Raw genomic sequence first — 24,192 nt, forward strand, 5'->3', positions numbered from 1 at the left:
GGGCACTGGCTCCCCGCTCGGTGCTGCTGGTGCTGGACAATTTCGAGCATCTGCTGGAGGCGGCCGAGCTGCTGCCTGCCCTGCTGGAGGCCTGCCCGCAGGTGCGGCTGCTGGTCACCTCACGGCAGCGCCTCGCCTTTCAGGCGGAACGGGTGCTGAAGCTGGGCCGCCTGGGTGAGCTGGACCACCGCTCGGCGGAGGCCCAGGCCGACAGCGCGGCCCAGCTGTTCGCTGAGCGGGCGCGCCGCGCCGACCTCACCTTTGATGTCCAGGGTCAGGCCCAGACCGTCGCCCGCATCGTCGAGCGCTGCGAGGGCAGCCCCCTCGCCATCGAGATGGCCGCCGGTCTGGTGGCCGAGTATCCGCTGGGCGAGGTGCTGCGCCGCCTGGGAGAGAGCTGGGACGCCCTCCAGACTCCCCTTCGGGACATCCCCGGCCGGCACCAGTCCCTGCGGGCAGTCTTCGAGCAGTCGTGGCGTGCGCTGCCCGGGGCGCTGCGCCGCATCTACCCCGCCTTGGCAGTCTTCCGCGCGCCCTTTACGCTGGTGGACGCGCAGGGGGCCGGGGCCTCGGTGGCCGACGTGCAGTTTCTCGAACAACGCTCGCTGCTGAATGAGGGCTACGACGGCCGGTACTCCTGGCACGAGAGCCTGCGGGCCTACGCGCTGGAGCAGCTGGGAGACGCCCTGCCGCAGCGGCTCGACTGGCATCTGCGGCATTTTCTGACTGTGGCCGAGGAAGCCGCGCCCCAGCTCCGGGGCCGCGAGCAGGCCCAGATGCTGGGGACGCTGGCCCTCGTCTATCCGGATCTGCGCAGTGCCCTGGACCACGCCCTGCGGACCGGGGCGACCGACCTGGGCCTGCGGCTCGCGGGGGCGCTGCACTGGTTCTGGTACGTACGTGGTCTGTTCCGGGAAGGCCTGGGCTGGCTCGACCTGTTTCTGGAGCAGGCCCAGGCCCGGCCTGAGCTGACCCGGTCGCCCGCCTACGCTCTCGCGCTGCGCTGCGCCGGGGGGCTGGACCGCGACCGGGGCCTCAAGTCTCCGGCGGCCCGGCGCTACGGGGCCGCGCTGGAGGCCTACCGCGCCCTCGGAGACCGCGAGGGCCAGGCTTCCGTCCTGCTCATGCAGGGGATCCTCGCGCGCGACCTCGGGGAATATGGGCGGGCACATGAGGAATTCGCGCAGGCCATGGCGCTGCAAGAGGAGATCTCCGACCTTCAGGGTCTTTCGACGACCTACAACGATCTGGGTATCCTCCAGGCCTACGAGGGCGACAGACCGGCCGCCCGGCGGTCCTTCGAGCGCAGCCTCGACCTCAAGCGGCAGGTCGGCGACATTCAGGGCGTGGCCTACGCGCTGGGCAACATCGCGAACGTCTGCGGCGACCCTGACGAGGACAAGGCGCTCTTGGCCGAGAGCCTGCGCCTCAAAGAACAGATCGGTGACCTCCAGGGCTGCGCCGTGAGCTATTTCAACATCGGCAAGGGGCTTCAGGACGAGGGTCGGCTGGCCGAAGCCGCCGCGCAGTTCTACCGGTCGATCGGGCTGTTCTTCCAGATCGGTAACCTGGGGGGCCGGATGGTCATACTCAAGGACCTCGCCGAGCTGGCCCTGGAACTCCGGGAGTACCGCTGGGCGGCCGAACTGGCGACCGCTGCCCTCGAACTGGAGGAAGCGACCGGCTTCAAGATGCGTGCGGATATCCGGCAGCAGGTCCAGACCTACCTCGAACGCGCGACCACGCTGGTCGGCCCGGTCGGTTTCCCCGCCTGGGCCAGTGCGCCCGAGGAGGCGCTGGAAGCCGCACTGGACTTCCTGAAGGCCAAGTTCCCCGAGGTGGCTTCGCCCGAGCAGACCGCCGTGCGGGGGACCAGGAGAAACCGGGCCGCGCTGCGCCCTGAGGAAGGGGAGCCGGGCAGGGGACAGCCGTTCCCTGCCCGGCTCCGCCGCAGAAGCCAGGGTTTACTTGGTGGGGACCTTGATGGCGCCGCTCATGATCTGGACCTTCGCGGCCTCGACCTTGAGGACCTGTTCGCTGCTGATGAGCGAGCGGTTGTATTCGTCGACCGCGTAGCCCACGCCGCCCTCCTTGAGGCCGAAGCGGCGCTCGCCGCCCTTGAACTTGCCCGCCTTCACGTCCCGGATCAGGGCATAGACGGCGTTGTCCACGCGCTTGAGCATGCTGGTCAGGCCGTGGTTCAGGGTGCCGGGATTCTTGTCGAAGTCGCCCAGGTAGTTCTGGTTGCTGTCTACCCCGATGAAGAACATCGGACGCGTTTCCCCCGTACAGGCGGTCTTGTATCCGGCGCTCTTGGCGACGTTCTTGAAGTTGTCGCTGGAGAAGTTCACGCCCGAGGGCAGCTGGGCGGCCTTGAGGCACTGCGTCTGGCGCACGTAGTCCACCACGCCGCTGCCCGACCCGCCGGCCGCCGCGAAGATGATGTCCGCGCCGCGCGCCTTCAGCGACGAGGCGATGTCTCTGGCCTTGGCAGGGTTGTTCCAGGCGGCGGGCGTGGTGCCGACATACTGCGCGACGACACGCGCCTTGGGGTTGGCGGCCTTGACGCCGGCGGTGTAACCCGCCTCGAACTTGTGGATGAGGGGGATGTCCATGCCGCCGACGAAGCCGACGACGCCGGTGGAGCTGTTCATGCCGGCGAGGTAGCCGACGAGGTAGCTGCCCTGCTCCTCGTTGAACACGAGGCTGGCGACGTTCTTGGCGGCGGACACGTCGTCGATCAGGCCGAAGTACAGGTTCGGGTTTTCCTTGGCGACGGTGGTGACGCTCTCGTTGTTGGCGAAGCCCACGCCGATGGTGAGCTTGGTGCCGTCCTTGGCGAAGGCGCGCACGCCCTGAATATTGGGCACTGCGCTGCTGGGCTCGAAGTCCTTGGTCTGGATACCGAGCTGCTTGGCGGCGCGGCTGGCCCCTTCGTAGGCGCTCTGGTTGAAGCTCTTGTCGGCCTTGCCGCCGGTGTCGTAGGCCATCCCCACGCGCACGGTCTGCGCGGCGGCGAGCGAGGTGGTCACGGCAAGGGCGAGCATGATCATGTTGCGCATCAGAAATCCTCGGAGATGAAAAGGTCGGGCGGCGGCGGCCCGGTGCGGGCCTGCGCTCGCCCTGCGGCCAGAACTGGCCGCACAGAGAGAAGAAAAAGACAGAACAGCGCGCGGAAGCGGCGGACGCACCTGCGTCCGGCACATAGGATGAGAAAAAAGTGATTGCGGCGTTGTCACAGGCCGGACAAGATAAATGCATCAGGACGGAGCTGACCTGGCCCTGACCCGGATAGGGGCGGCCGGCCCCCGCGACCATGCGATTGGAAGGTGCGCGCGCCCCGGCTGCTCCAAAACACCGTACACTGGTGGGCGCACTATGTATCTTCTCGCCGATGTGCCGGCCGCCCGCCGTATTCTCGATGAGGTGCAGGAACGTCTCGTCGCCCTGGGCGCGGCCCACCCTTTCGTCCAGGTGCCCGGTCAGCCGGACCCAGTCTTCTTCGACCTCTATACCGGCCTGTCCGTGACCGACCACGGCGCGCCGCAACCCGGCCTCGCCTGCGTGGCCTGCCCGCCGGGCTCGGGCCACGGCCTGCGCTACGAGTTCCACGTGACCTCCCTCAGCGGGGAAGTCCTGGGGCCGCTGGGCAGTTCCTGCCTGCTGACCGCCGTCCTGGGTCAGGACGAGGGACGCCGCATCGGCAGCCGCCTGACCGATCAGGTGGGCGCGCATCAGGCCCGCGAGGAGGCGCGCGAGCAGGCCCGCCTGCTGGCCGAGGCCGACAACTGGCGCAGCTACATGCGCGCGCAGGGCTTCGACTGGGTGCTGACGGCCCTCGCAGGCAGCGGCGGCCTGCCCCCCGAACTGCGGACCCTGCTGGACGACCTGTGGGACAAGGAGCGGCCCCTGACCCGGCCCGCGCTGCGGCAGCTTGCGGAACTGACCCGCGAGCGCGAGGCCCCGCCCGAGTTCGGGGAGACGGCCCCGGCCCCGCCGCCCCCACCCGCCGCCCCGCTGACCCGCCGCACCCGCCTGGAAGGGGGCCGCCTGAACGCTGCCGACTGGGAGGCCTACCTGGGACGCAGCCGCGTGGCCCAGATCGTGCGGCACTGGGCCGAAGTGTCGTCCGGACTGGAATTGCCGGCCCGTACCCGCGCCTTCCTGACCGAGACGATCCGCGACCGCAAGCCCTTTCGCCTGGAGGACCTCGCGCTCCTGCAGGAGCTGGGCCGTGACCCGGCGGTGCAGGCCCGCCTTCAGGAACTGGGCCCGGCCGAGCCTGTCGCCGCCCCCGAGCGTCCTGCCCCGGCCCCCGCGCGCACCGAGCGGGTCATCGACCCCGCCAGCGGCCTGGAGATGCTCGACGTGCGCCAGGACCCCCAGTTGCGCGAGGCCCAGACCTGGTATGCCGGTCTGCGCGCCGCCGCTCCCACCGACCTGTGGTTGCGCCTCCAGGCGACCTTTCAGGACGGGCGGATCCGCGCCGACGACTACGCCGCGCTGTGTCTGCTGCTCCAGTCGCTCGTCCACCCGCAGCCCCTGTCGGCCTACCGCACGCCCCGGCACTTCCTGACCCTGCTGGCGATGCACCTGGGCCAGAGCGGACAGTTCACCCGGGCGCTCGACGTGCTGGACCCGGCGCGTCAGGACGAGTGGCTGGCCCTGGCAGGCGACGACTGGACGCACTATCAGGGGGGCGGGGTGGCCGACCTGCCCGCACTGCTGGGCCGCGTGCTGGCCGCGCCTGCTGGCCGCCCCCGCGCCAAACGGGCCGCGAAGGCCGTCAAGGGGCAGGCGCTCAAGGCTCCGGCCAAGAAGGCGGTCAAGAAGGGCCGTGAACCGCGCGGCCAGCCCCAGGCCGCCGAACCCGTGGCTCAGCCGGCCAAGGCCAAGGCCCCGAAGCCCCCGAAGGCGACCAAGGCAGCCGCTCCGAAAGCCGCCGCCTCACCGGTGGTGGCCGCGCCGGAGTCGGCCGCACAGCCCGCCCCCACCGAAGGACCGCTCCACCCCAGCCTGCGGCCCCTCGAGGCGCAGTGGGCCGAGATCAAGGCGGGGTGGGGCCTGGGGCTGGCCGAGCTGGTGCCCGCCGAGCACCGCCGCCGGACCGCGCAGGCGGTGCGCCAGGGCCAGAAGGAACTGACCGCCGAGCAGGTCGCGCAGGTGCAGGGGGCGCTGCGGCTCTACCGCTTCGCCAAGGGGCAGGTGCCCGCGTCGGGACGCGTGGCCCCGGAGCCGCGCACGCCCGCCGGTTACGCCGCCGCCCTGTCCCGGCTGTTCGGCGAGCTGGACCTGCCCCACCTCCGGTCGTCTCTGACCCGGCAGGATGTGGAATGGCCCGCCGCGCAGGTGCCGCGCGCCTATCGCCACTTCGAGCGCACCGGGACCCTGACGCGCGACCTTCAGGTGGTCGCGGGCCTGCTGCTCCGGGCCGGATAGGCCAGAATCCGGGCACACCTGCGCCGGGGTTCCCTGGCCGGATACTCTATGCTGCCGGCCATGCGGGTTCTGGTGACGGGCGCGACCGGGTTCCTCGGCGGCGTAGTCGCGCGGCGGCTGGTGCAGGGCGGCCACGCCGTGACCGGTACCGGCCGCGATCCGGCGGCGGGTGAGCGGCTGCGGGCCTCGGGCGTGAAGTTCATGTCGGCCGAGCTGCGCCGCCCGGCCGAGTGGGAGGGGCTGCTCGGCGGTGTGGACGCCGTGGTCCACGCCGCCGCCCGCTCGACCCTCTGGGGCCGTTGGGAGGACTTCGTGGCCGACAACGTGACCGTCAGTACCCGGCTGGCCCGGGCCTGCGCGCGCCGGGGGTTGGTGCTCGTGCATGTCAGCACGCCCAGTGTCTACAACGCGACCGGCCATCACGTCCAGGTGCCCGAGAGTCTGCCGGTCGGCCCCCGTTTCGACAGCCTGTACGCCCGCAGCAAGTATCTGGCCGAGGAGGCCGTGCGCCTCGCTCACCCGGCGGCAGTGGTGTTGCGGCCGCGTGGCCTGTACGGCCCGGGCGACACGACGCTGCTGCCGCGTCTCACGCGGGCGCTGCGGTCGGGGCGGCTGCCGCGCCTGACCCGCACGGAGGTCTGGACCGAGCTGACGCATGTGGACAACGCCGCCCACGCCGCCGCGCTGGCCCTAGACCGCCCGGTGCCGGGGCTGTTCAACGTCACCGACGGCGAGGCGGTGCCGCTGTGGGCGACCCTGGACCGTCTCGCCGACCGCCTGGAGGTGCCCCGGCCCCAGCGCTACGTGCCCCCGGCGCTGCTGGAGGGGGCGGCCCTGGCGCTCGAAACCCTGGCGCGGCTGCACCCGCAGCGCCCCGAGCCGCCCCTGACCGCCAGTGGAGTGCGCCTGCTGACCCGCTCCATGTCGCTGGACCTGACCCGCGCCCGCACCCGCCTGGGGTACGCGCCCCTGGTGCGCCCGGAAGCCGGGCTGGACGACGTGCTGCGGCGGTTGCCGTGACCGGGCCGCCGGACGGGCGCGTGGACGTGCTGCCCCTGGCCGCCGGGTCCTGCCTGAACGTCGCCGCCCTGACCGAGCGCGGGGCGCCCTGGCGGCTGCGGGCCTACCCGGCGGGCTTCGCGCTGCTGCGCCACCCCCGGCGGGGACCGGTGCTGTTCGATACCGGTTACGGCGCGGCGGTGCCGGCGGCCATGCGGCGCTGGCCGGGCGTGCTGTACGGGCTGGTGACCCCGGTGCGCCTGCCCGCCGCCCAGACCCTCCCCGCGCACCTCGCCCGTCTGGGCCTGACGCCCGGCGACATCCGCGAGGTGATCGTCTCGCACCTGCACGCCGACCATGTGGGGGCGCTGCGCGAGCTGCCCCGGGCGCGCTTTCTGCTCGACCCGCAGGCCTACGCGCCGTTGAGGTCCCTGCGTGGCCTGCGGGCGGTGCGCCGCGCCTTCCTGCCCGAGCTGCTGCCGCCCGACTTCGCCTCCCGCCTCTCGCCCCTCACGTTCGCCCCCGCGCCCCCGGACCTCGCCCCCTTTACCCAGGCCGCCGACGTGTTCGGGGACAGGCTGGTCTACGCCCTGCCGGTGCCGGGCCACGCCCCGGGCATGGTGGCGCTGCTGGTGCGCACCGGTGTGGCCGGGCCAGGGGGGCGGGGCTGGACCCTGCTGGCGGGCGACGTGGCCTACCACGTCCGGGCGCTGCGACACGGCGGCGAGCCGCACCCGCTGGCCCGCGCCGCTTTCTGGGACGTGCGCGGCGAGCAGGCGAGCCGGGCGAAGGTCCGCGCGTGGCTCGCCGCCCATCCCCACGCGCGTGTGATCGTGAGCCACGACATTCCCGAACCACCGGGGGACGCGCGTGCCTGACCTCCTGGCCGCGTTGCCCGACCGCCTGGTGGTCCTGGCCCACGCCCTGCGCGAAGGCCGCCTGCTGTTCCGTGAGCGCGCCGCCCTGGAGCGGTACGCGGCGCGGCAGGCCCATGAGCATCTGCGCTGGGTGGCCGCCCACAGCCCCTATACGGCGAGCCGTTTTCTGGAGGCGGGGCTGCCGCTGCGCGCGTGGCGCGAGCTGCCCCCGGTCGGCAAGGCCGAGATGATCGCCCACTTCGACACGCTGAACACGGCGGGGCTGCACCTGGAGGAGGTGCGCCGCGCGGCCCTGCGCGCCGAGGAGAGCCGCGACTTCTCGCCCGAAGTCGTGACCCCTGCCGGGCGCTTCACGGTGGGGCTCTCGACCGGCACGAGCGGCACGCGCGGGGTCTTCGTGGTGGGGCGCGCCGAGCGCCTGGCCTGGGCGGGGGTCATGCTGCGCCGGCTGCTGCCGCGCCTGGCCGCTGGGGCTGCTGCGCCCCGCGCGGGTGGCCTTCGTGCTGCGCGCCGAGGGCGGACTGTACCGCAGCGTGCAGGGGCGGCACCTGAGCTTCCATTTTCTGGACCTGCTGCGCCCGGTGCCCGAGCTGGCGCGCGAGTTGACCGCACTGGCCCCGACGCTGCTCGTGGGGCCGCCCAGCGTGCTGCGGGCGCTCCTGGAGGCCGGCGCCCTCGCCCGTCCCGAGCGCGTGGTGAGTGTGGCCGAGGTGCTCGACCCGGACGACCGCCGCGCCCTGAGCGCCGGCTTCGGGCCGGTCACCGAGGTCTATCAGGCGACCGAGGGGCTGCTGGGCCTGCCCTGCGCGCACGGGTCGCTGCATCTCAACGAAGCCCACGTCCACTTCGATTTCGAGGACCTGGGGAACGGCCGGGTGCGCCCGGTGGTCACCGACCTGCGCCGCCGGGTCCAGCCGCTGATCCGCCACCGACTCGACGACGTGCTCGTGCTGGACACGCCCTGCCCCTGCGGGCTGGCGGCGCGGCGCGTGGCCCACATCGCCGGGCGGCAGGACGACGCGCTGCGGCTGCCGGCGCGTGCGGGGGGGCAGGTCACCGTGTGGCCCGACTTTCTGCGCGGGGCGCTGGACCGTGTGCCCGGGCTGCGCGAGTACCGCGCCGAACAGACCGGCCCGCGCACCCTGGCCCTGGCCCTGGACCCCGACGGGCCGGAGGTCCGCGCCGCCGCCGCCGCCGAGCTGCGCCGCGCGCTGGCCCGCAGCGGAGCCGCCGAGCCCGAACTGGCCTTCAAGCCCCTGCCGCCCCGCGCTGCCGGAACCAAGCGCCGCCGGGTGGTGCGGACGTGGCAGGATGAGGGCGGAGGAGCCTCATGACCGACCGAATGGGCACTGGGCATCTGGGCGCAGCGAAATTGTTCGCTGCGCCGCAACCGGAGGGGGGCCAGCGCGGCCCCGGGACCGCATGAGTGCGGCGTCGCTGGGCCTGCGCGTCCTCGCCACCGCCGAGGCCCTGCCGCGCCGGGTGGTTCCGACCGCGGAGGTCGCCGCGCGCTGCGGCGTGGACCCCGAGGTGGCGCAGGCCCGCAGCGGCGTGCGCGAGCGGCGCTGGCTCTCGGAGGGCGAGACGGCCCTCTCGCTGGGGGCGCAGGCGGCGCGGCGGGCACTGGACACGGCGGGTCTGGAGCCCGGCGAGGTGGACGTGCTGCTCAATGCCAGCGGCAGCCAGCTCCAGCCCATTCCCGACGGCGCGGCGCTGCTGGCGCGCGAACTGGGGCTGCGCGGGGCCGCCGCCTACAGCCTGCACGGCACCTGCCTGAGTTTCCTGCTCGCCCTGCACCACGCGGCGCTGCTGCTGCACGCGGGGCAGGCCCGGCACATCCTGATCGTGAGCAGCGAGGCGGGCAGTCTGGGCCTGAATTTCGCCCAGCCCGAGAGCGCGCTGCTCATCGGGGACGGAGCCGCCGCCGTGCTCGTGGGCCGCGCCCGGGAAGGCACGGGGGAGGGCGTGCAGGCCATGCGTTTCGAGACCTACCCCGAGGGGGCCGACCACACCCGTATCCGGGGCGGGGGAAGCCTCTTGCCGCCGGGACATCCGGACGCCGACCCGCTGGCCTTCACCTTCGACATGCAGGGGCGGCGCGTGCTGCGGCTGGCCGCGCAGGTCGTCCCCGAGGTGCTGGAACGGCTGCGTCCCGGCCTGAGTACCGGCCTGCCGGGCATCGACCGGGTGGTGCCGCACCAGGCGAGCGCGGCGGGGCTGGAACTTATGCGCCGCTCGGGCTGGCCCGCCGAGCGGACCGAAACCACCCTGGCGACCCTGGGCAACGTGGTCGCCGCCAGCCTGCCCCTCACGCTGCACCGCGCCCTGACCCGCGGCGCCGGTCCCCAGACCCTCCTGCTCGCGGGCACCGGCGCCGGCCTGAGTGTGGGCGGCCTGATCCTGCGGGTCTGAGGTGAGGCGGCGCAGCCGGGAACGGCTCTATCTGCTGGGGGTCGGGGCCTTTTTCGTGGGCAAGGCGGCCAACCTGCTGCTCAACGCCGCCGCCTTTCCCCGGCTGCGGCCCCGGCCCACGCCGCCGGAGGCCGCGCGCGTCTCCATCCTCATTCCGGCGCGCGACGAGGCCCGGACGCTGCCCCACACCCTGCCGGGCGTACTCGCGCAGGGGGCGGGCGAGGTGCTGGTCCTCGACGACCACTCGGCCGACGACACGGCGCGGCTGGCGGCCGGGCTGGGCGCGCGGGTGCTGCGCGGCGCGCCCCTGCCCCCCGGCTGGGTGGGCAAGTCCTGGGCTTGTGAGCAGCTGGCCGGGGCGGCGCGCGGCGACCTCCTGATCTTTACCGACGCCGACGTGTTCTGGAGGCCCGGCGCGCTGGGGGCCGTGCTGCGTGCCCTGGAGGACAGCGGGGCCGACCTGCTGACCGTCCTGCCCCGCCACACCGGCCTGACCCCCGGCGCGCGGCTGCGGACGCCGCTGGTGGACGCCGCCGTACTCGGCTGGCTGCCGTATCCGCTGCTGCGCACGCGTTGGCCGCTCGCCACGGTCGCCAACGGGCAGCTCATGGCCGTCCGGCGCGCGGCGTACCGGCGGGCCGGCGGGCACGCGGCCGTGCGCGCCGAGCTTCTGGAGGACACGCAACTGGCCCGCCGCCTCAAGGCGGCCGGGGGCCGGGTCGTGCCCGCGCTGGGGCAGGGCTGCGTGGAGGTCACGATGTACCGGAGCTACCGCGAGTCGCTGGGCGGCTTCGGCAAGAACGCGCTGGGCGTGCATCTCGACTCGCGCGCCCTGCTGCTGGGGCTGGGGCTGTGGCACCTGCTCGCCTACACGCTGCCCTGGCTGCGGCCCGCGTCCCCGGGGGTCTGGGCGCTGCGGGTGGCGGGCCTGTCGGAGCGTGCGCTCGTGAACCTCGTCTCCGGCCGGCGCCGCGTGCCCGACCTCGCCGAGGGGCTGCTCGGGCCGCTCACGCCGCTGCTGGCGCTGCCCGCTACGCCCTGGCCCTGCGCCGCACCGTGCGCTGGAAGGGCCGCGAGTACCCGGCGCGCTGAGGAAGCGGGCCGGGTACTCGCGGCCTCAGCCGGCGGCGTGGACGGCGAGCGCGACCGTCAGCACGAGGCCGATGCCCATCACCGTCAGGGCCGGGCGACGGGTCTTTTTCAGGAACAGCAGGATGCCGATACCGGTCAGGGAAATGAGGGTGAGGGCGAGGCCGCTCAGGTCGATGGCCCAGCGCCAGCCCGTCCCCGCGTCGCGGCCCCGGTGCAGGTCGTTGAAGACGGCCAGACTGCCCTGCTCCAGCACGTTGACCGTGTACTTCCCGGTCTTGACGTCGATGAAGGCGTCGGCGCTGTAGCCCGGGGCCAGGAAGCTGATGTCGGCCTCGCCCCCGTTGACCGTGGTGTTGCCGGCGCGGCCCTTGAGGCCCTGGTCGGCCCGCAGCTGCTCGGCGACGGCCAGCCAGTTGACCTTGCCCTGGTCGGTCCAGCCCGGCGACAGCGTGCCCGACACGGTGCGCTTGACCTCCTGGATGCCCAGCGTCCACTCGGGATGGTTCAGGGTAATGCCGCTGACCGAGAAGAACAGGACGATGAGCAGGCTGATCATGCTGGTGTAGGTATGGACCCAGCGGAGCCAGACGTTCCACTGGGCCTTCGCGCTGCGCCTGCGGCCTGCGGGCCTGGGCTCAGGCCTTGCCGAAACTGACACTGGCGGCCTCGATGTCGTTGTTGGTCCCGAGCGTCTTCTTGAAGCGTGCTCGCGCCCACCGTCAGCTGGCTCGCGCACGAGACTGTAGGGACCGTGCTCGCGGGCCGTTTCCAGGCACACGTAGTAGTCGCCCTGGGGCAGCGCCGCGCCCTTGTCACTCTTGCCGTCCCAGGCGACGGCGTAGGAACCGGGATTGCGGGTGGCGCTGCTGACGGTCGAGACGAGGTCGCCGTTGTCGCGGGTCCAGCGGCGCAGTTCGGCCAGCCAGCGGGGATTCTGGCGGCCCTGCGACACCCAGACCGTCAGGTTCCGGACCGTCTTGCCCGCCGAATCTTCGATCCAGACGGCGACGTAAGGGCGCTTGACCCGGCCGGTGGCCTGGGTCGCCACCGTGAACTGGATGTTGAGGGCCATGCCGGTCGCCCAGGGCTTGCCGGAGGTGGCGGCGGCGGCCAGGTTGCCGGGCAGCAGGCGGGCAGAGACGAGGGCGGCCGTGGCGGCGGCGAGTTTGGTGATGAAGCTGCGGCGGGTTTCGGGCTGGGTCATGGCTGTGGTCTCCTGAAGGGAAGATGCGCGTCAAGTGTTGAGCGGGGGTTAAAACGGCGGATCGGCAGGCCAGGTGGCGCTGCGGCGCAGTTCTCCGTCTGCCGTGAAGATCAGGGCGGCGGTCTGCGGAAGGGTGGCGATCAGGTCCAGGCCGGGGCCGGGGCCCAGAACGCTCAGGGCGGTGGCGAGGGCGTCGGCGGTCACGCAGTCGGGGGCCAGGACCGTGACGCCCGGCACGTCGGCCACCGGCCGGCCCGTCCTGGGGTCCAGAACGTGCGAGTGGTGCTGGCCGCCCACGTCGTAGCCCCGGTGGGCCTGGCCGCTGGTCGCCAGCGCCGCGCCGCGCACCCGGACCCGGGTCAGGGCGGGGGCGTCGTCGCGCCGGGTCTGGGGATCGGCGACGGCGACCAGCACGCCCGCCGGGCCGGACGCCCGCAGGTCTCCTCCCGCGTTCACGAGGACGGTCCCCACCCCCGGCTGGGCGGCCGCCTCCTCGACCATGCGGTCGACGATGAAGCCCTTGGCCAGCGCATTGAGGCCCAGTGGAGAACGGGTGTGGAGGGTCGCCGTGCCGTCGCCGTGCTGGCTCCAGGGGGCCTGACGCAGGGCGGCCACGACGCGGTCGAGTTCGGCGGCCTGCGGCGGGTGGCCGCTGCGGCTCGCCTCCTGCCACATGGCCCCCAGCGCGTCCGCGCCCGCATGAAAGGCGTTGCCGGTCCGGACCCGCCAGGTCTCGGCCAGGGTCAGGACCGCGTTCAGCTCCGGACTGAGGCGCACGGCCTCCTCCGGGCGGCGGGTCCAGCGGCTCAGCTCACTTTCGGGATCGAAGCGGTTGAACAGGGCGCTCAGCCGTTCGAGTTCCGCCAGGGCGCGGCCCTCGGCCGCCTGTGCCTGTGCGCGCCCCCGCGCCGTGATCTGCACCTCCACCTGCGTGCCCAGCAGGCGTTCGTAGGTGGTATGGAGGTGATAGGACCTCCGGAACAGGGGGGGCAACCGAAGCACGGCGGAAGTATGGCGGGCCTGTGTCAATGTTTGACGAAGGAAGTGTGCGTGATCTATCCGGCCGAGCCGAGGCGGCCGAGCCAGACGCCGACGGCGAAGACGACGGCGCCGCCGACGATGACCTGAAGGATGGTCTGGGGCAGGGGACTGCGCATGTACTTCCAGCGGATCAGGGCGATGAGCAGCAGCTCGACGACGACGACCGCGTAGGCCAGCGTGAGGGCCGTACGCAGGTCCGGAATGAGGAAGGGGAGGGTGTGGAGCATGCCGCCCAAGACGGTGGCGAGGCCGGTGATGACGCCGCGGGCGAGGGGAGCGCCGCGTCCCGACACCACGCCGTCGTCGCTGAGGGCCTCGGCGAGGCCCATGCTGATGCCGGCGCCGACGCTGGCGGCGAGGCCGACGAAAAAGGCGTCGATGGGTTTGCCGGTCAGGCCCGCCACCGCGAAGATGGGGGCGAGGGTGCTGACCGACCCGTCCATGAGCCCCAGCAGTGCGGGCTGCACCTTCTGGAGCACGAACGTATGTTCGCCGGGCACAGGGGGCATGGCCTGTCCCTCGGCAGCGTCCTGGGTCTGGGGTTGCGGCAGGGGAGTCGTCATGCCCTCCTGTGTATCACTGTTGAGAATGATTCTCAACAAGGTAGACAGACCCGAATACTCGGAAATGAGGTCCGGGGAGGAAGGGGCTCAGGGGGACCGGGGCAGCGTGACCGTGACCACGAGCCCGGTCGGGCGGTTGGCGCCGAACCGGACCCCGCCGCCGTGCAGCTCGGCCGCCCGCTGCACGATGGCGAGGCCCAGACCGTTGCCCTCGTCGCTCCGGGTCTGGTCGACCTGATAGAAGGCCTGGGTCAGGTAGGGCAGCTGGGACTCGGGGACGCCGGGGCCGGTGTCGCGCACCACGAGGCGCACCTCGGCGGGGCCGCCCGTGACCTCGGCGCTCACGTCGGCTCCCCGGCCATGGTGCAGGGCGTTGCCGATCAGGTTCTCGACCAGGCGGGTCAGCAGCACCTCGTCGCCCGGCAGCGTGGTCTCGCCCGAGGTCCTGAAGTCGAGCTTGATGTCGGGGGCCGTCTCGCGCGCCCGGTCCACGGTCTCGCCGGTCAGGCGGGCCAGGTCCACCGGAATGCGCCGCACCGGCTGCGTGCCGCGCGCCAGCAGCAGCAGATGTTCGGTCAGGCGCTGCATCCGGTCGACATCCACCAGGGCCTCGCGCATGTCGTGTCTCAGCTCGGCCGGGTCGCGCCGCCCGCTCAGCGATCCCTGAAGGCGGATCTTGAGGGCCGCGAGCGGCGAACGCAGGTCGTGGGCCGCCGCCCGCGTGAATTCCTCCTCGCGTTCGCGGACCTCGGCGAGCTGCGCGAAGGAGGCCTGGAGGGTTCCGGCCAGGCGGCCGAGTTCGTCGTTGCGCTCCACGCCGGGCAGGGGGCGGCGCAGGTTGCGGCCCTGTTCCAGCCGCGCCGCCGCCTCCTGAAGCCGGGCCAGGGGACGCAGCAGCCGTCCCGCCAGCAGGAAACTGAGGAAGGCGACGAGGGCCGCCGCCGCCGGAACGGTCACGGCCAGGGCGCGCAGGTAGGCCTGGAGCGGGTCGACGATGCCCAGAACGTCGCTGGCGATCTGCGCCTGGGCCAGCTGCCCGCCGACCGAGACGGGCGCGACGAGCACCTGATGGTTGGAGCGCGGCGTGTAGCCGGTGGGCAGGTCGGTGGGCAGGCCCGGAAACTCCTCCGTGACCGCGACCACCCGGCCGCCCAGCACGACCCGCGCGTCCACGTTCCGCGGCAGCGCGGTGATGGGCAGCGGCGGGTCGCCGGGGGCGGGGCGGCTGCGGCCGACCTCCTGGGCCAGCACGGGCAGCAGCGTCGTGAGGCGCTGGTACTCGGCCGTGACCAGAAAGGAGCGCAGGGCGAGAAACTGCACGGCGGCCACGACCAGGACGACGATGGCGGTCTGGAGCGCCACGCCCAGGGCCAGCCGGGTGCGGATGGTCACGGCGCGCGGTAGCCCAGGCCCCGCAGGCTCTGCACGGCCTCGGGGGCCAGCTTGCGCCGCAGGTAGCTCACGTAGACGTCGACCACACGCATCTCGCCCGCGAATTCCGGTCCCCAGACGCGCCGCAGCAGTTCCTCCCGGGTAAACCACCGCTCGCGCGACAGCACCAGCGCCTCCAGCAGGGCGTATTCGCGGCCCGTCAGGCCGACGGGCTGCCCTTGCCACAGCAGGTGGCGCGAGGCCACGTCGAGCAGCCCCTGGCCCCCCGCGAATTCGATCCGGGCGCTGCGCACCGCCGCTCCCCGCCGCACGATGGCCCGCAGGACCGCCAGCAGCTCGGGCAGTTCGAAGGGTTTGACCAGATAGGCGTCGCCGCCCAGGTCCAGGCCCTCGACGCGGTCGCACAGCGCGCCGCGCGCCGTCAGGAACACGATGGGCAGCTCGGCCCCCGTGGCCCGCAGCTGCCGCGCGACCTCGAACCCGCTCAGGCCCGGCAGCATGACGTCGAGCAGCAGGGCGTCGAACCCGCCTGCCTGGGCGCTTGCCAGCCCGCGCGCGCCGTCGGATTCCCACTGGACCTCGTGTCCGGCGTCCGTCAGGGCGTGGGAGGTCGGCAGCGCGATCCGGCGGTCGTCCTCGACCAACAGCAGGCGCACGGCCTTAAAGCCGTCCGGAAAAGGTGGGAAGCGCAGTCATGTCGCCCATGCTAGGGGGCCGCCCCCAGGCAAGCGGACAGCGTTCATTTATGCGCCCTTTACCGGCCGGAAGTTCTTGCACCCGTCTAACACAGCCTCTCTACCGTTCGGGTCAGAAGCCCGCGCGCCCGGCTCCTGACCTCGGCGCACGTCCTCAGCTTCCTGGAGACTCTATGAAGAACATCATCCTGACCTCGGCCCTCCTCCTCGGTACGGCCCTCGCCGGCGGCGCGGGCGCCCAAAGCGCCGGCATGGGCGTGCCCTCGACCAACGTCAACGCGGCAGCCTCGACCAGCGGTCAGGCCAGTGCCCAGAGCACTGGTACGGCCTCGCCCCTGCCCTACAACCGCGCGACCACGCTGCCCAGCTCCGGTACCACCGACCTCAACAAGAGCGTCGCGGCCCTCCAGAACACCCTGACCGAACTCCAGGCGCTGCAGCTCCAGACCAAGCAGGCCCACTGGAACGTCTCCGGGACCCTGTGGTACACCCTGCACGAACTGCTTCAGGACCACTACGAGGGCATCAGCAAGTACGCCGACGACGTGGCCGAGCGGCAGCTCGCGGTCGGGGCGTCGAGCGACGGCCGGGCGATCACGATCGTCGCGGCGTCGCGCCTGCCCGAGATTCCCGGCGGCTTCCTCGACGACGCGCAGGTCATCTCCTTCCTGACCTACCAGTACGAGACGGTCGGCCAGCGCATCTACCAGCGCATCGGCGACGTCGAGAAGGTGGACCCGACGACGGCCAATCTGCTTCAGGAAGTCGAGCACGCCATCGAGAAGTACCAGTGGCAGATGCGCGCTTTCCTCCAGAACACGCCGACCGATCCCAACACCGGCGCTGACCTCAACAACGGCCGGCCCGTGCCCCTGCGCGGCAAGTAACCCCAGGCGAGGACCCGGGAACGCGAACGTGGCCGCGTTCCCCTTCGCCGTTCCGGGCCCCGGACCCCCTGTTCCGGGAATGGAGAATCCTGGTGTCCCAGACTGCCCGTCCACTGGCGTCGGCCCCTGTGCTGGCGCTCGCCCTGCTCACCGTGACCGGCTGGATTCATTTCCGGGACATTCCTGAAAAGCTGGGGGAGACCCCCTACATGGGCTGGCTGTACATCCTGCTCGTGGCCGGCTGCGCGGCGGCCGGGGCCTGGCTGCTGTCGAACCTGTGGCGGGCCGGGTACGTGCTGGGCTCGGTCATCTCGGCCGGGGCGATCATCTTCTATGTGCTGACCCGCACCGTGGGGCTGCCGGGGGCCCGGGACGACGTGGGCAACTGGGCCGAGCCGGCCGGCATCGTCGCCCTGATCGCGGAGGTGGCCTTCCTGGTGGTCGCCGCGCTCGCCCTGCGCCGGGCCGGAGACGTGCCCGCTGTCCGGCGGGCATAAGAGCCGGGTCCAGAACGCACAGACGGACAGGGGGCAGGGCCGAAGTGTACTGGCCCTCGCCCCCTGCCGGGCTCTTCCGGTGCTCCTACACAGGGACCGTGAGGCTCTGGAGGTCGCGGGGGTAGAGGCTGAGGCGCTCGGCCCCCGTCTCGGTCACGACCAGGGTATCGGAGTGGCGGAAGCCCCCCAGCCCCGGCACATAGATGCCCGGTTCGATCGAGAAGATCATGCCGGGCCGAATTTCGGTCGGGTCGTCGAGGTCGAGGAAAGGATGCTCGTGGCCTTCCATGCCGAAGGCGTGCCCCGTGTGGTGCCGCACGTAGGGCATTGCCCCATGGGCTTCCAGTACCGCCCGGACCTCCTGCTCGACCTCGTGACAGGGGCGACCGGGCTTCAGGGCCGCCATGCCCGCATCCTGGGCCGCCAGCATGGCGCCGAACCACCGCGCCTGTTCCGGGGTGGGCTCCCCGACGAACATCGTGCGCTCCAGCTCGCTCTCGTAGCCGCCGACCACCCCGTAGGCCCCGGTCACGAGAATGTCGCCGGCCTGGACGCCGCCGGTCTGGTGCAGGCCGTGCGGGTTGGCGGTGTTGCGCCCCCGGATGAACATGGTATTGGCGGGCAGGCCCTCGCGCGCCTTGGGCACGTAGCGGGACCCCAGGGCGGCCAGCATGTCGCGCGTGGCCCGCAGGCTGGTCTCGTGCGACACGAGCATCTCGTCGCTGCCGATTTCCAGGGCCTGCTGCATGAGACCGTGCGCGTAGTCTCCCCAGTGGCACGCCTCGCGGATCAGGGCGATCTCGGCCGGACTCTTGATGGCCCGCGCGTCGTCCACGAATTCCAGGTGTTCGTGGACAGGCAGGCCGGCAGCCTCCTCCAGCCGGGGGCCCCGGTAGCCCCAGCGCGACTCGTAGCCGCCCAGGTCGGCGGCCAGGGCGCGGGCACGCGGAAACCTGCGCCGCAGCTCCCGCCCCAGGGTCAGCAGGGGGTGTTCGCCGCTGCCGCCCCCGGGATATTCCGGATACGTGACCGGGTCCCCGAGGTCCGGGCACTGCTGGCGGACATGGTCGGCCTCCAGGGCGGGCACGAACAGCGTGCCGTCGCCCGTGTCCGACACGATGGCCGCGACCGGGCGCTCGGTGGCGGCGAAATAGAAGCCGGTGAGGTAGGACACGCGCGCCGGCCCGAACACCACCATCGCGCCGTAGCCCCGCTCCTGCAAGGTGAGGGCCAGGCGGCCGCGCCGGTCGCGGTAGTCCTGCGCGGTCAGGTCGAGCGGGGCCGGCGACCCGGTCGGGAGAGTCCTGGTCATGAGAGCCGCACCTCCGGAACGAACTCGGGCACCTGGGCCGGGGCGAGCATGAGGTCGTGGGCGGCGCGCTGGGCGATGACCCGGATCCTCTGGCTCAGCTCGGGGACGCGCTCGCGGGTCAGGCGGCCCGACGGCCCCGCCACGCCGAGGGCCGCGATGACCTTGCCCGCCCCGTTGAGCAGCGGCGCCGACAGGCAGCGGACCCCCAGTTCCCGCTCCTCGTCGTCCTCGGCGTAGCCCTGCTCGCGCACGACCCGCAGTTCGTCCTGAAGGCGCTCCCAGCTCACGATGGTGTGCGGGGTCCGGGCGATGAAGCCGACCTTCTGGACGATCATCTCCACGCTGCTGCCCGGCAGGTCGGCCAGGAACAGCTTGCCCACATCCGAACAGGTCAGCGGCGTGACGCTGCCCGGCGTGGTGAACATGCGCATCATGGTCAGGGGTTCGAGCTGGCTGAGGTACATGGCGGCCGTGCCGTACAGCTCGGCCAGATGCGCCGTCTCGCCCGTCGCGTCCACGAGTTCCTGGAGGTAGGGGCGCACCCGGCGCACGAGGTCGTAGCGCAGGTACAGCGAGCGCGAGATCTCCACGATCTCGGGGCCGATGTCGTAGCGCTTGTTGACGGGGTCCTGGTGGACATAGCCCTTGGCGAGCAGGGTCTGGAGAATGCGGTGGATGGTGCTGGGAGCGAGCTGCATGCGCTGCGACAGCTCCGCGACGCTCAGGGGCCGGTGGGCCGCGACGAGGGTGCCGACCATGTCGAGCGCGCGCTCGACACTTTGCACGTTCTCGCTCATGCGCTGACGGAGCTCCGGGGACTGAACATGAGCAGGCTCCTGGGCGAGTGCATCTGACCGTAAAGATAGTCGATGAAAGCCCGCCGGTCCTCGGGACCGGTACGCTCGCGGACCTCGCGCACCGCCTCGTCCCCGAACCAGTAAGACCCGATGAAGGGTCCCCGGAAGGGATAGCTGGCGAACCGCACCCGGCCCTCGATCCAGGGGCGCTGGCCGTAGCTGTGCTCCTCGAGGTACGCGATAACCCGCGCCTCGGGCCAGTTCTCGCCCATCTGGTACCAGGCGGCGCTCGTGGCCGTGGCGCTGCGCAGCCGGCGCAGGGCGCGGTGCAGCAGGTCGCCGTCGTCCTCGATCCAGTCGATCAGGTGGACCCCCTGGTCCCCGATCCCTTCCTGCACGCAGCCGGTGACCGCGTTGGTCGTACACAGCAACACGTCGGCCGTGCTGCGCCCCTGCTCGGCCCAGTCGCGGGTCAGGAGGAGCTGCGTCGAGTGACCGGGAAAGACCTCGTGCGCGACCAGGTGCTTGAGGGCGGCGCGGGTGAAGCTCAGGTCCACGTTGAGGTCCATCTGGCCCTCGTTGAAGTTGCAGCGCGCCGTGAAGGGCACGCCCCGCAGGGTGTTCAGGCGCATCTGGTAGTCGCCGGTGGGGTAGATCAGCGCGTCGGTGCGGGCCTGGGCGTCGGCCATGAGCCGCACGAACTCGGCCTCCAGCCCGTCCGGGGCGATGGCCTGCTCGGTTTCCCAGCGCGCCACCCGCTCGGCCACGCTGCCGTGTTCGTAGCCCGCGCGCCTCAGCACCCGGTCGATGTCGAGTTTCATGTCCTCGATCTGGTCGGTGGGAATGGGCTGCGCCGGAATACCGATGAGGCCTTCGAGCTTTTCCTTGAAGCTCAGTTCCTCGCCCTCGAACAGGCGCGCGGCGGTACGCAGCGAACGGAACATGTCCTCCAGGAAGACGCGGCGCGGCCCGGCAGGCAGCTGCGCCGCGTCGCGTTCGAGTTCGCTGATGGTGTGCTGAACGGCGTCCCAGTCCTCGAAGGCTTCGGGGGCGACCAGGTGGTCACCGAGATAGATGGGCACCAGACCTTCGCTGTCCAGCACGCCGTGTCCGCGGGACAGGCGGCGCTCGAGCTGATCCATTCCGGTGGTCAGGGCGGTAAGACGGCGGCCGAGATCGTGATCCTGAGGCGTAGGCATCGTCATATGGGTTCTCCTTTGGAGTCTCCATCGTAGGGCCTGATTCCACATGACGGAATACCTATCTAGGCAGGCTGTTCCAAAAGGTGGAATATTTCTCGCTTCGTGGCTTGACTTTGCCCTGACCTACGGCTCACACTCGGTGCCAAGCATTACAAGTCGTTCCAGAAAAAGGCCGTGTCAGCACTCCAAGTCCCCTGTTCAGGAGGTCCCATGAAGTCCAGACCCGTACATCCCCGTTCCGCATCCCGGAAAGCCTCCCTCCTGCTGATGCTTAGTGGCGTTCTGCTCTGCGGAACTGCGACGGCCCAGCAACGGGGCGGCACGCTCACGGTCGGCCTGAGCTACGACATCGACACGCTCAACGTGTATTCCACCGGTTACCTCGGCGACGTGCAGGCCACGGTGGTCGAAGGGCTGCTCGCCCCCGACAAGAACGCCAACTACGTGCCCGTGCTGGCGACCGCCGTGCCCACCCTCAAGAACGGGGGCATCAAGCTCAGCGCCGACGGCAAGAAGATGACCATCACCTACAAGCTGCGGCGCGACGTGAAGTGGTCCGACGGCAAGCCTTTCACGAGCGCCGACGTGAAGTTCACCTGGGAGGCCATCAAGAACCCCAAGTTCACGGCCGAGTCCAAGGACGGCAGCGACGACATCGAGTCCATCACGACGCCCGACGCCTATACGGCGGTCGTCAACTACAAGCGGGTGGCCCCCGACTACGCCAGCACCCTGTTCACCTTCGGCATCTTCCCCAAGCACGCCCTGGAAGGCAAGGACCTCAACACCGACGTATACAACGAAAAACCGCTGGGCACCGGGCCGTTCAAGGTCAAGGAGTTCCGCCGGGGCCAGTACGTGATCGTCGAGCGCAACCCGTACTACTGGCGCAAGGACAGCAAGGGCGTGCAGCTGCCCTACCTCGACCAGATCGTGTTCAAGATCATCCCGGACAGCAACACCCTGGTCACGCAGCTCAAGTCCGGCGAAATCCAGATGACGTCTTCGGTGCCCTACGCCCAGGTCACGCAGCTCGACGCCGTGCCGGGCATGAACATCGTCAAGAACAACGTCCTGAGCTGGCAGCACCTCGACTTCAACTTCAAGGGGCCGGCCTCGCTGCGCGACCTGAACGTCCGGCAGGCCTTCGCCTACGCCATCAACAAGTCGGCCATCTCCAAGGCGCTCGGCGGCTACCCGGTGCCGCTCGACACGGTGGTCGTGCCCGTGTTCGCCGCGAGCAACAAGAACGTGCCGAAGTACCCCTACGACCCGGCCAAGGCCCGGGCGCTGCTCGACGCGGCGGGCTACAAGCCCGGCCCTGACGGCATCCGTGCCAAGAACGGCGAGCGCCTGAGCTACAAGATTCTGGTGCAGGCCGGGCGCGCCAACGACGAACTCGCCCAGCAGGTCATCATCGGCAGCCTCAAGGCGGTCGGAATCGAACTCGTGCCCGACAACAAGACCGGGGTGGCCTTCCGCGAAGCGCGCTACAAGGGCGGCTACGACGTGTTCTACAGCGGCTGGATCACCAGCGCCGACCCGGTCTACAGCGTCTTTTTCAAGACGGGCGGCGTGAACAACGGCCAGGGCTTCAGCAACGCCCGCATCGACGCGCTGCTCGACCGCGCCGAGAACACCCTCGACCCGGACATCCAGAAAAAGGCGCTCATGGACTTCCAGGTCGAGCTCATGCGCCAGCTCCCGACCATTCCGGTCACCTCCAACCTGTCGGTGATCGCCGTGACCGACAAGCTGGGCAACTTCGTCCCGAACCCGACGAACATGACCAACTTCGTGGACACGAGCCGCTGGTACCTCAAGAAGTGAGCCGCCGGGGGGAGGCCGCCCACGCGCGCTTCCCCCGGGCCGAGGGAGCCTGACCTTGAACCTGAACTACCTGATCAAACGGACGCTGGGCACCATTCCCCTGCTGCTGGGCGTGTCGCTGCTGCTCTTCGGCGTGCTGCACCTGGCTCCGGGCACCCCGATGGACGTGTACGCCGACAACCCCAGCGTGTCCCAGGAGGCCCTGGACCAGATGAAGGTCGCCCTGGGCCTCGACCAGCCGCTGCCCGTGCAGTACACGAAATGGGTGACGGCCTTCGTGTCCGGGGAATGGGGCTACTCCATCCGCACGGCGCGTCCGGTCACGACCGAGATCGCCGAGCGGCTGTGGCCGACTGTGCTGCTGGGCGGGTCGAGCTTCCTGCTGGCCCTGCTCGTCGCCGTGCCGCTGGGCATCCTGAGCGCCGTGCGCCGCTACTCGTCGGTGGACTACGGCATCACGTTCATGTCCTTCCTGGGCATCAGCATGCCGGTGTTCTGGCTGGCGCTGATGCTGCAACTGCTGTTCTCGGTCCACTGGCGCATCCTGCCGTCGGCCGGCATGCAGACCATCGGGGACGGTTCGCTGCCCGACCTGCTGCGCCACCTGCTGATGCCCGCGCTGATCCTGGCTTTCGCCAGCGTCGCGGGCTGGAGCCGCTACATGCGGTCGAGCATGGTCGAGGTCCTGAGCCAGGACTACGTGCGCACCGCCAAGGCCAAGGGCCTGACCGAGCGCAAGGTGGTGTACCGCCACGCGCTGCGCAACGCCCTGATTCCCGTCATCACGGTGGTCGCGCTGGATTTCGCGGGAATTCTGGCGGGCGCGGTCATCACCGAGACGATCTTCGCCTGGCCGGGCATCGGCCGCCTGTTCATCGAGAGCATGAACGGGCGCGACTACCCCGTACTGATGGCCCTGATGATGCTCGGTTCCTTCGCGCTGGTCGTCAGCAACGTGCTGGCCGACCTGGCCTACGCCGCCGCCGACCCAAGGATCCGCTATGACTGACCCCGCCCTGCCGGGCCACGCGCCCGCCCCGGCCGCCCCGCGCCGGTCCCACGACACGCCCTGGCACCGCTTCCTGCGTCAGTTCCTCAAGCACCGGCTCGCCCTCGTGAGCCTCGGGGTGCTGCTCGTGCTGGGCCTGCTGGCGATCCTCGCGCCGCACCTGACGCCCTACACCTTCGACGGGCAGGACCTGGAGATCATCGGCACGCCGCAGCCGCCCAGCCACGCGCACCCGATGGGCACCGACGAGCTGGGCCGCGACGCCTTCACGCGGGTGCTGTACGGCGCGCGCATCTCGCTGGCGGTCGGCATCAGCAGCGCGCTCATCGCGACCCTGCTGGGGACCCTCGTGGGCGCGCTCTCGGGCTACTACCGGGGCTGGACCGACACGCTGCTCATGCGCCTGACGGACGTGGTGCTGTCCATTCCGCTGCTGCCCCTGGTCATCCTGGTCAGCGGCATGATCCGCCCGAGCGTGACCCTGCTCGTGTGCATCATCGGGGCGCTGGGCTGGATGGGCACCGCCCGCCTGATCCGGGGCCAGTTCATGAGCCTGCGCGAGCGCGAGTACGTCGAGGCCAGCCGGGCGCTGGGCGGCAGCCACGGCCGCATCATGTTCCGCCACATCCTGCCCAACGCCCTGGGGCCGGTGGTCGTGTCCACGACCCTGGCGGTGGGCGGGGCGATCATGCTCGAAAGCGCGCTGAGCTTCCTGGGCCTGGGCGTCCAGCCGCCGACCCCCACCTGGGGCAACCTGCTGAACTCCGCGAGCCAGTGGCTCCAGGGCGCGCCGTGGCTGGCCGTCTTCCCGGGACTGATGATCCTCGTGACCGTGCTGGCCGTCAACTTCCTGGGCGACGGACTGCGCGACGCCCTCGACCCCCGCTCCTGACCCTGCGGGTTCCCCTTCCCCTTCGCCTCGCCTGATCCACCGCGTCAAAGG

The 24,192-nt window shown here is 71.3% G+C and carries 20 protein-coding genes and 2 pseudogenes (1 of these 22 cut by a window edge); 12 read left to right on the forward strand and 10 right to left on the reverse strand.

The genetic code is table 11. From position 1 onward, the window contains the following. Positions 1-92 (forward strand): annotated as a pseudogene (locus DGO_RS25010) (BTAD domain-containing putative transcriptional regulator); its annotated part reaches 697 nt to the left of the window's first position; the annotation flags it as partial. A 1,872-nt stretch (positions 93-1,964) separates the two neighbouring features. On the opposite strand, the gene DGO_RS24155 reads toward DGO_RS25010, so the two are convergent. Further along, positions 1,965-3,062, reverse strand: a complete 1,098-nt coding sequence (locus DGO_RS24155) for a BMP family lipoprotein (RefSeq protein ID WP_043800959.1) — start codon at positions 3,060-3,062, stop codon at positions 1,965-1,967. A gap of 316 nt (positions 3,063-3,378) precedes the next feature. Here DGO_RS24155 and DGO_RS03675 point away from each other — a divergent pair, with 316 nt between their 5' ends. The 3 genes from DGO_RS03675 to DGO_RS03685 are packed head-to-tail and all read left to right on the forward strand — an operon-like array spanning position 3,379 to position 7,316. Further along, the gene (locus DGO_RS03675) at positions 3,379-5,439 is read left to right on the forward strand and encodes a hypothetical protein (protein ID WP_014684141.1); all 2,061 of its coding nucleotides are present in this window, start codon (positions 3,379-3,381) and stop codon (positions 5,437-5,439) included. A 60-nt stretch (positions 5,440-5,499) separates the two neighbouring features. Then, on the forward strand, positions 5,500-6,459 hold the full coding sequence (locus tag DGO_RS03680) for an NAD-dependent epimerase/dehydratase family protein (RefSeq protein ID WP_043803103.1): 960 nt from the start codon (positions 5,500-5,502) through the stop codon (positions 6,457-6,459). Beyond that, on the forward strand, positions 6,456-7,316 hold the full coding sequence (locus DGO_RS03685) for an MBL fold metallo-hydrolase (RefSeq protein ID WP_043800960.1): 861 nt from the start codon (positions 6,456-6,458) through the stop codon (positions 7,314-7,316). The genes DGO_RS03680 and DGO_RS03685 overlap by 4 nt, the downstream gene beginning before the upstream one ends. Before the next feature lie 147 nt (positions 7,317-7,463). Here the strand turns inward: DGO_RS03685 and DGO_RS24160 are convergent, their stop codons facing one another. Beyond that, complete coding sequence (locus DGO_RS24160) at positions 7,464-7,754, reverse strand: hypothetical protein (RefSeq protein WP_226991432.1); 291 nt, start codon at positions 7,752-7,754, stop codon at positions 7,464-7,466. Positions 7,755-7,816: 62 nt separating this feature from the next. On the opposite strand from DGO_RS24160, the gene DGO_RS24165 reads away from it, so the two are divergent. The 3 genes and pseudogenes from DGO_RS24165 to DGO_RS24800 all read left to right on the forward strand — a co-directional run. Next, complete coding sequence (locus DGO_RS24165) at positions 7,817-8,650, forward strand: hypothetical protein (RefSeq protein ID WP_226991433.1); 834 nt, start codon at positions 7,817-7,819, stop codon at positions 8,648-8,650. 88 nt (positions 8,651-8,738) lie between these two features. Then, a complete protein-coding gene (locus DGO_RS03695) occupies positions 8,739-9,728 on the forward strand; it encodes a 3-oxoacyl-ACP synthase III family protein (protein ID WP_014684145.1) in 990 nt (329 codons plus the stop codon). A 55-nt stretch (positions 9,729-9,783) separates the two neighbouring features. Next, positions 9,784-10,422 (forward strand): annotated as a pseudogene (locus DGO_RS24800) (glycosyltransferase family 2 protein); the annotation flags it as partial. Between the two features lie 423 nt (positions 10,423-10,845). On the opposite strand, the gene DGO_RS24170 reads toward DGO_RS24800, so the two are convergent. From DGO_RS24170 to DGO_RS03730, 5 genes are all read right to left on the reverse strand, one after another. Further along, positions 10,846-12,024: a PepSY-associated TM helix domain-containing protein gene (locus DGO_RS24170; RefSeq protein WP_226991434.1), complete on the reverse strand. Its 1,179-nt coding sequence runs from the start codon at positions 12,022-12,024 to the stop codon at positions 10,846-10,848. A 48-nt stretch (positions 12,025-12,072) separates the two neighbouring features. After that, positions 12,073-13,026, reverse strand: coding sequence for an FAD:protein FMN transferase (locus tag DGO_RS03715; RefSeq protein WP_169330994.1), 954 nt, complete (start codon positions 13,024-13,026; stop codon positions 12,073-12,075). A 53-nt stretch (positions 13,027-13,079) separates the two neighbouring features. After that, complete coding sequence (locus DGO_RS03720) at positions 13,080-13,628, reverse strand: VIT1/CCC1 transporter family protein (protein ID WP_014684148.1); 549 nt, start codon at positions 13,626-13,628, stop codon at positions 13,080-13,082. Positions 13,629-13,715: 87 nt separating this feature from the next. Then, complete coding sequence (locus tag DGO_RS03725; protein ID WP_014684149.1) at positions 13,716-15,020, reverse strand: sensor histidine kinase; 1,305 nt, start codon at positions 15,018-15,020, stop codon at positions 13,716-13,718. Next, positions 15,017-15,676 (reverse strand): response regulator transcription factor, encoded by a 660-nt coding sequence (locus DGO_RS03730; RefSeq protein WP_014684150.1) that lies wholly within the window; start codon positions 15,674-15,676, stop codon positions 15,017-15,019. The genes DGO_RS03725 and DGO_RS03730 overlap by 4 nt, the downstream gene beginning before the upstream one ends. A 212-nt stretch (positions 15,677-15,888) precedes the next feature. On the opposite strand from DGO_RS03730, the gene DGO_RS03735 reads away from it, so the two are divergent. Both DGO_RS03735 and DGO_RS20965 read left to right on the forward strand, forming a co-directional pair. Then, complete coding sequence (locus DGO_RS03735) at positions 15,889-16,602, forward strand: Dps family protein (protein WP_014684151.1); 714 nt, start codon at positions 15,889-15,891, stop codon at positions 16,600-16,602. A gap of 92 nt (positions 16,603-16,694) precedes the next feature. Then, complete coding sequence (locus DGO_RS20965; RefSeq protein ID WP_145975241.1) at positions 16,695-17,099, forward strand: hypothetical protein; 405 nt, start codon at positions 16,695-16,697, stop codon at positions 17,097-17,099. A gap of 85 nt (positions 17,100-17,184) precedes the next feature. Here the strand turns inward: DGO_RS20965 and DGO_RS03750 are convergent, their stop codons facing one another. Genes DGO_RS03750 through DGO_RS03760 form a run of 3 tightly spaced genes read right to left on the reverse strand, consistent with a single transcriptional unit; the run spans position 17,185 to position 20,413 of the window. After that, complete coding sequence (locus DGO_RS03750; RefSeq protein ID WP_014684153.1) at positions 17,185-18,411, reverse strand: M24 family metallopeptidase; 1,227 nt, start codon at positions 18,409-18,411, stop codon at positions 17,185-17,187. Continuing rightward, on the reverse strand, positions 18,408-19,208 hold the full coding sequence (locus tag DGO_RS03755; RefSeq protein ID WP_014684154.1) for an IclR family transcriptional regulator: 801 nt from the start codon (positions 19,206-19,208) through the stop codon (positions 18,408-18,410). The genes DGO_RS03750 and DGO_RS03755 overlap by 4 nt, the downstream gene beginning before the upstream one ends. Then, a complete protein-coding gene (locus tag DGO_RS03760; protein ID WP_043800969.1) occupies positions 19,205-20,413 on the reverse strand; it encodes a hypothetical protein in 1,209 nt (402 codons plus the stop codon). Before DGO_RS03760 ends, DGO_RS03755 begins: the two co-directional genes overlap by 4 nt. A gap of 264 nt (positions 20,414-20,677) precedes the next feature. Between DGO_RS03760 and DGO_RS03765 the strand changes: the two genes are divergently transcribed. Genes DGO_RS03765 through opp4C form a run of 3 tightly spaced genes read left to right on the forward strand, consistent with a single transcriptional unit; the run spans position 20,678 to position 24,141 of the window. After that, positions 20,678-22,240, forward strand: a complete 1,563-nt coding sequence (locus tag DGO_RS03765) for a peptide ABC transporter substrate-binding protein (RefSeq protein ID WP_226991435.1) — start codon at positions 20,678-20,680, stop codon at positions 22,238-22,240. A gap of 55 nt (positions 22,241-22,295) precedes the next feature. After that, entirely contained in the window at positions 22,296-23,249 is a 954-nt protein-coding gene (locus DGO_RS03770; RefSeq protein ID WP_043800972.1) for an ABC transporter permease, read from the forward strand. Continuing rightward, positions 23,242-24,141: an oligopeptide ABC transporter permease gene (gene opp4C / locus DGO_RS03775; RefSeq protein ID WP_083847204.1), complete on the forward strand. Its 900-nt coding sequence runs from the start codon at positions 23,242-23,244 to the stop codon at positions 24,139-24,141. Before DGO_RS03770 ends, opp4C begins: the two co-directional genes overlap by 8 nt. Positions 24,142-24,192: the final 51 nt, after the last annotated feature.

This window comes from Deinococcus gobiensis I-0 (genome assembly GCF_000252445.1).
GTDB classification, from domain to species: Bacteria; Deinococcota; Deinococci; order Deinococcales; family Deinococcaceae; genus Deinococcus; species Deinococcus gobiensis.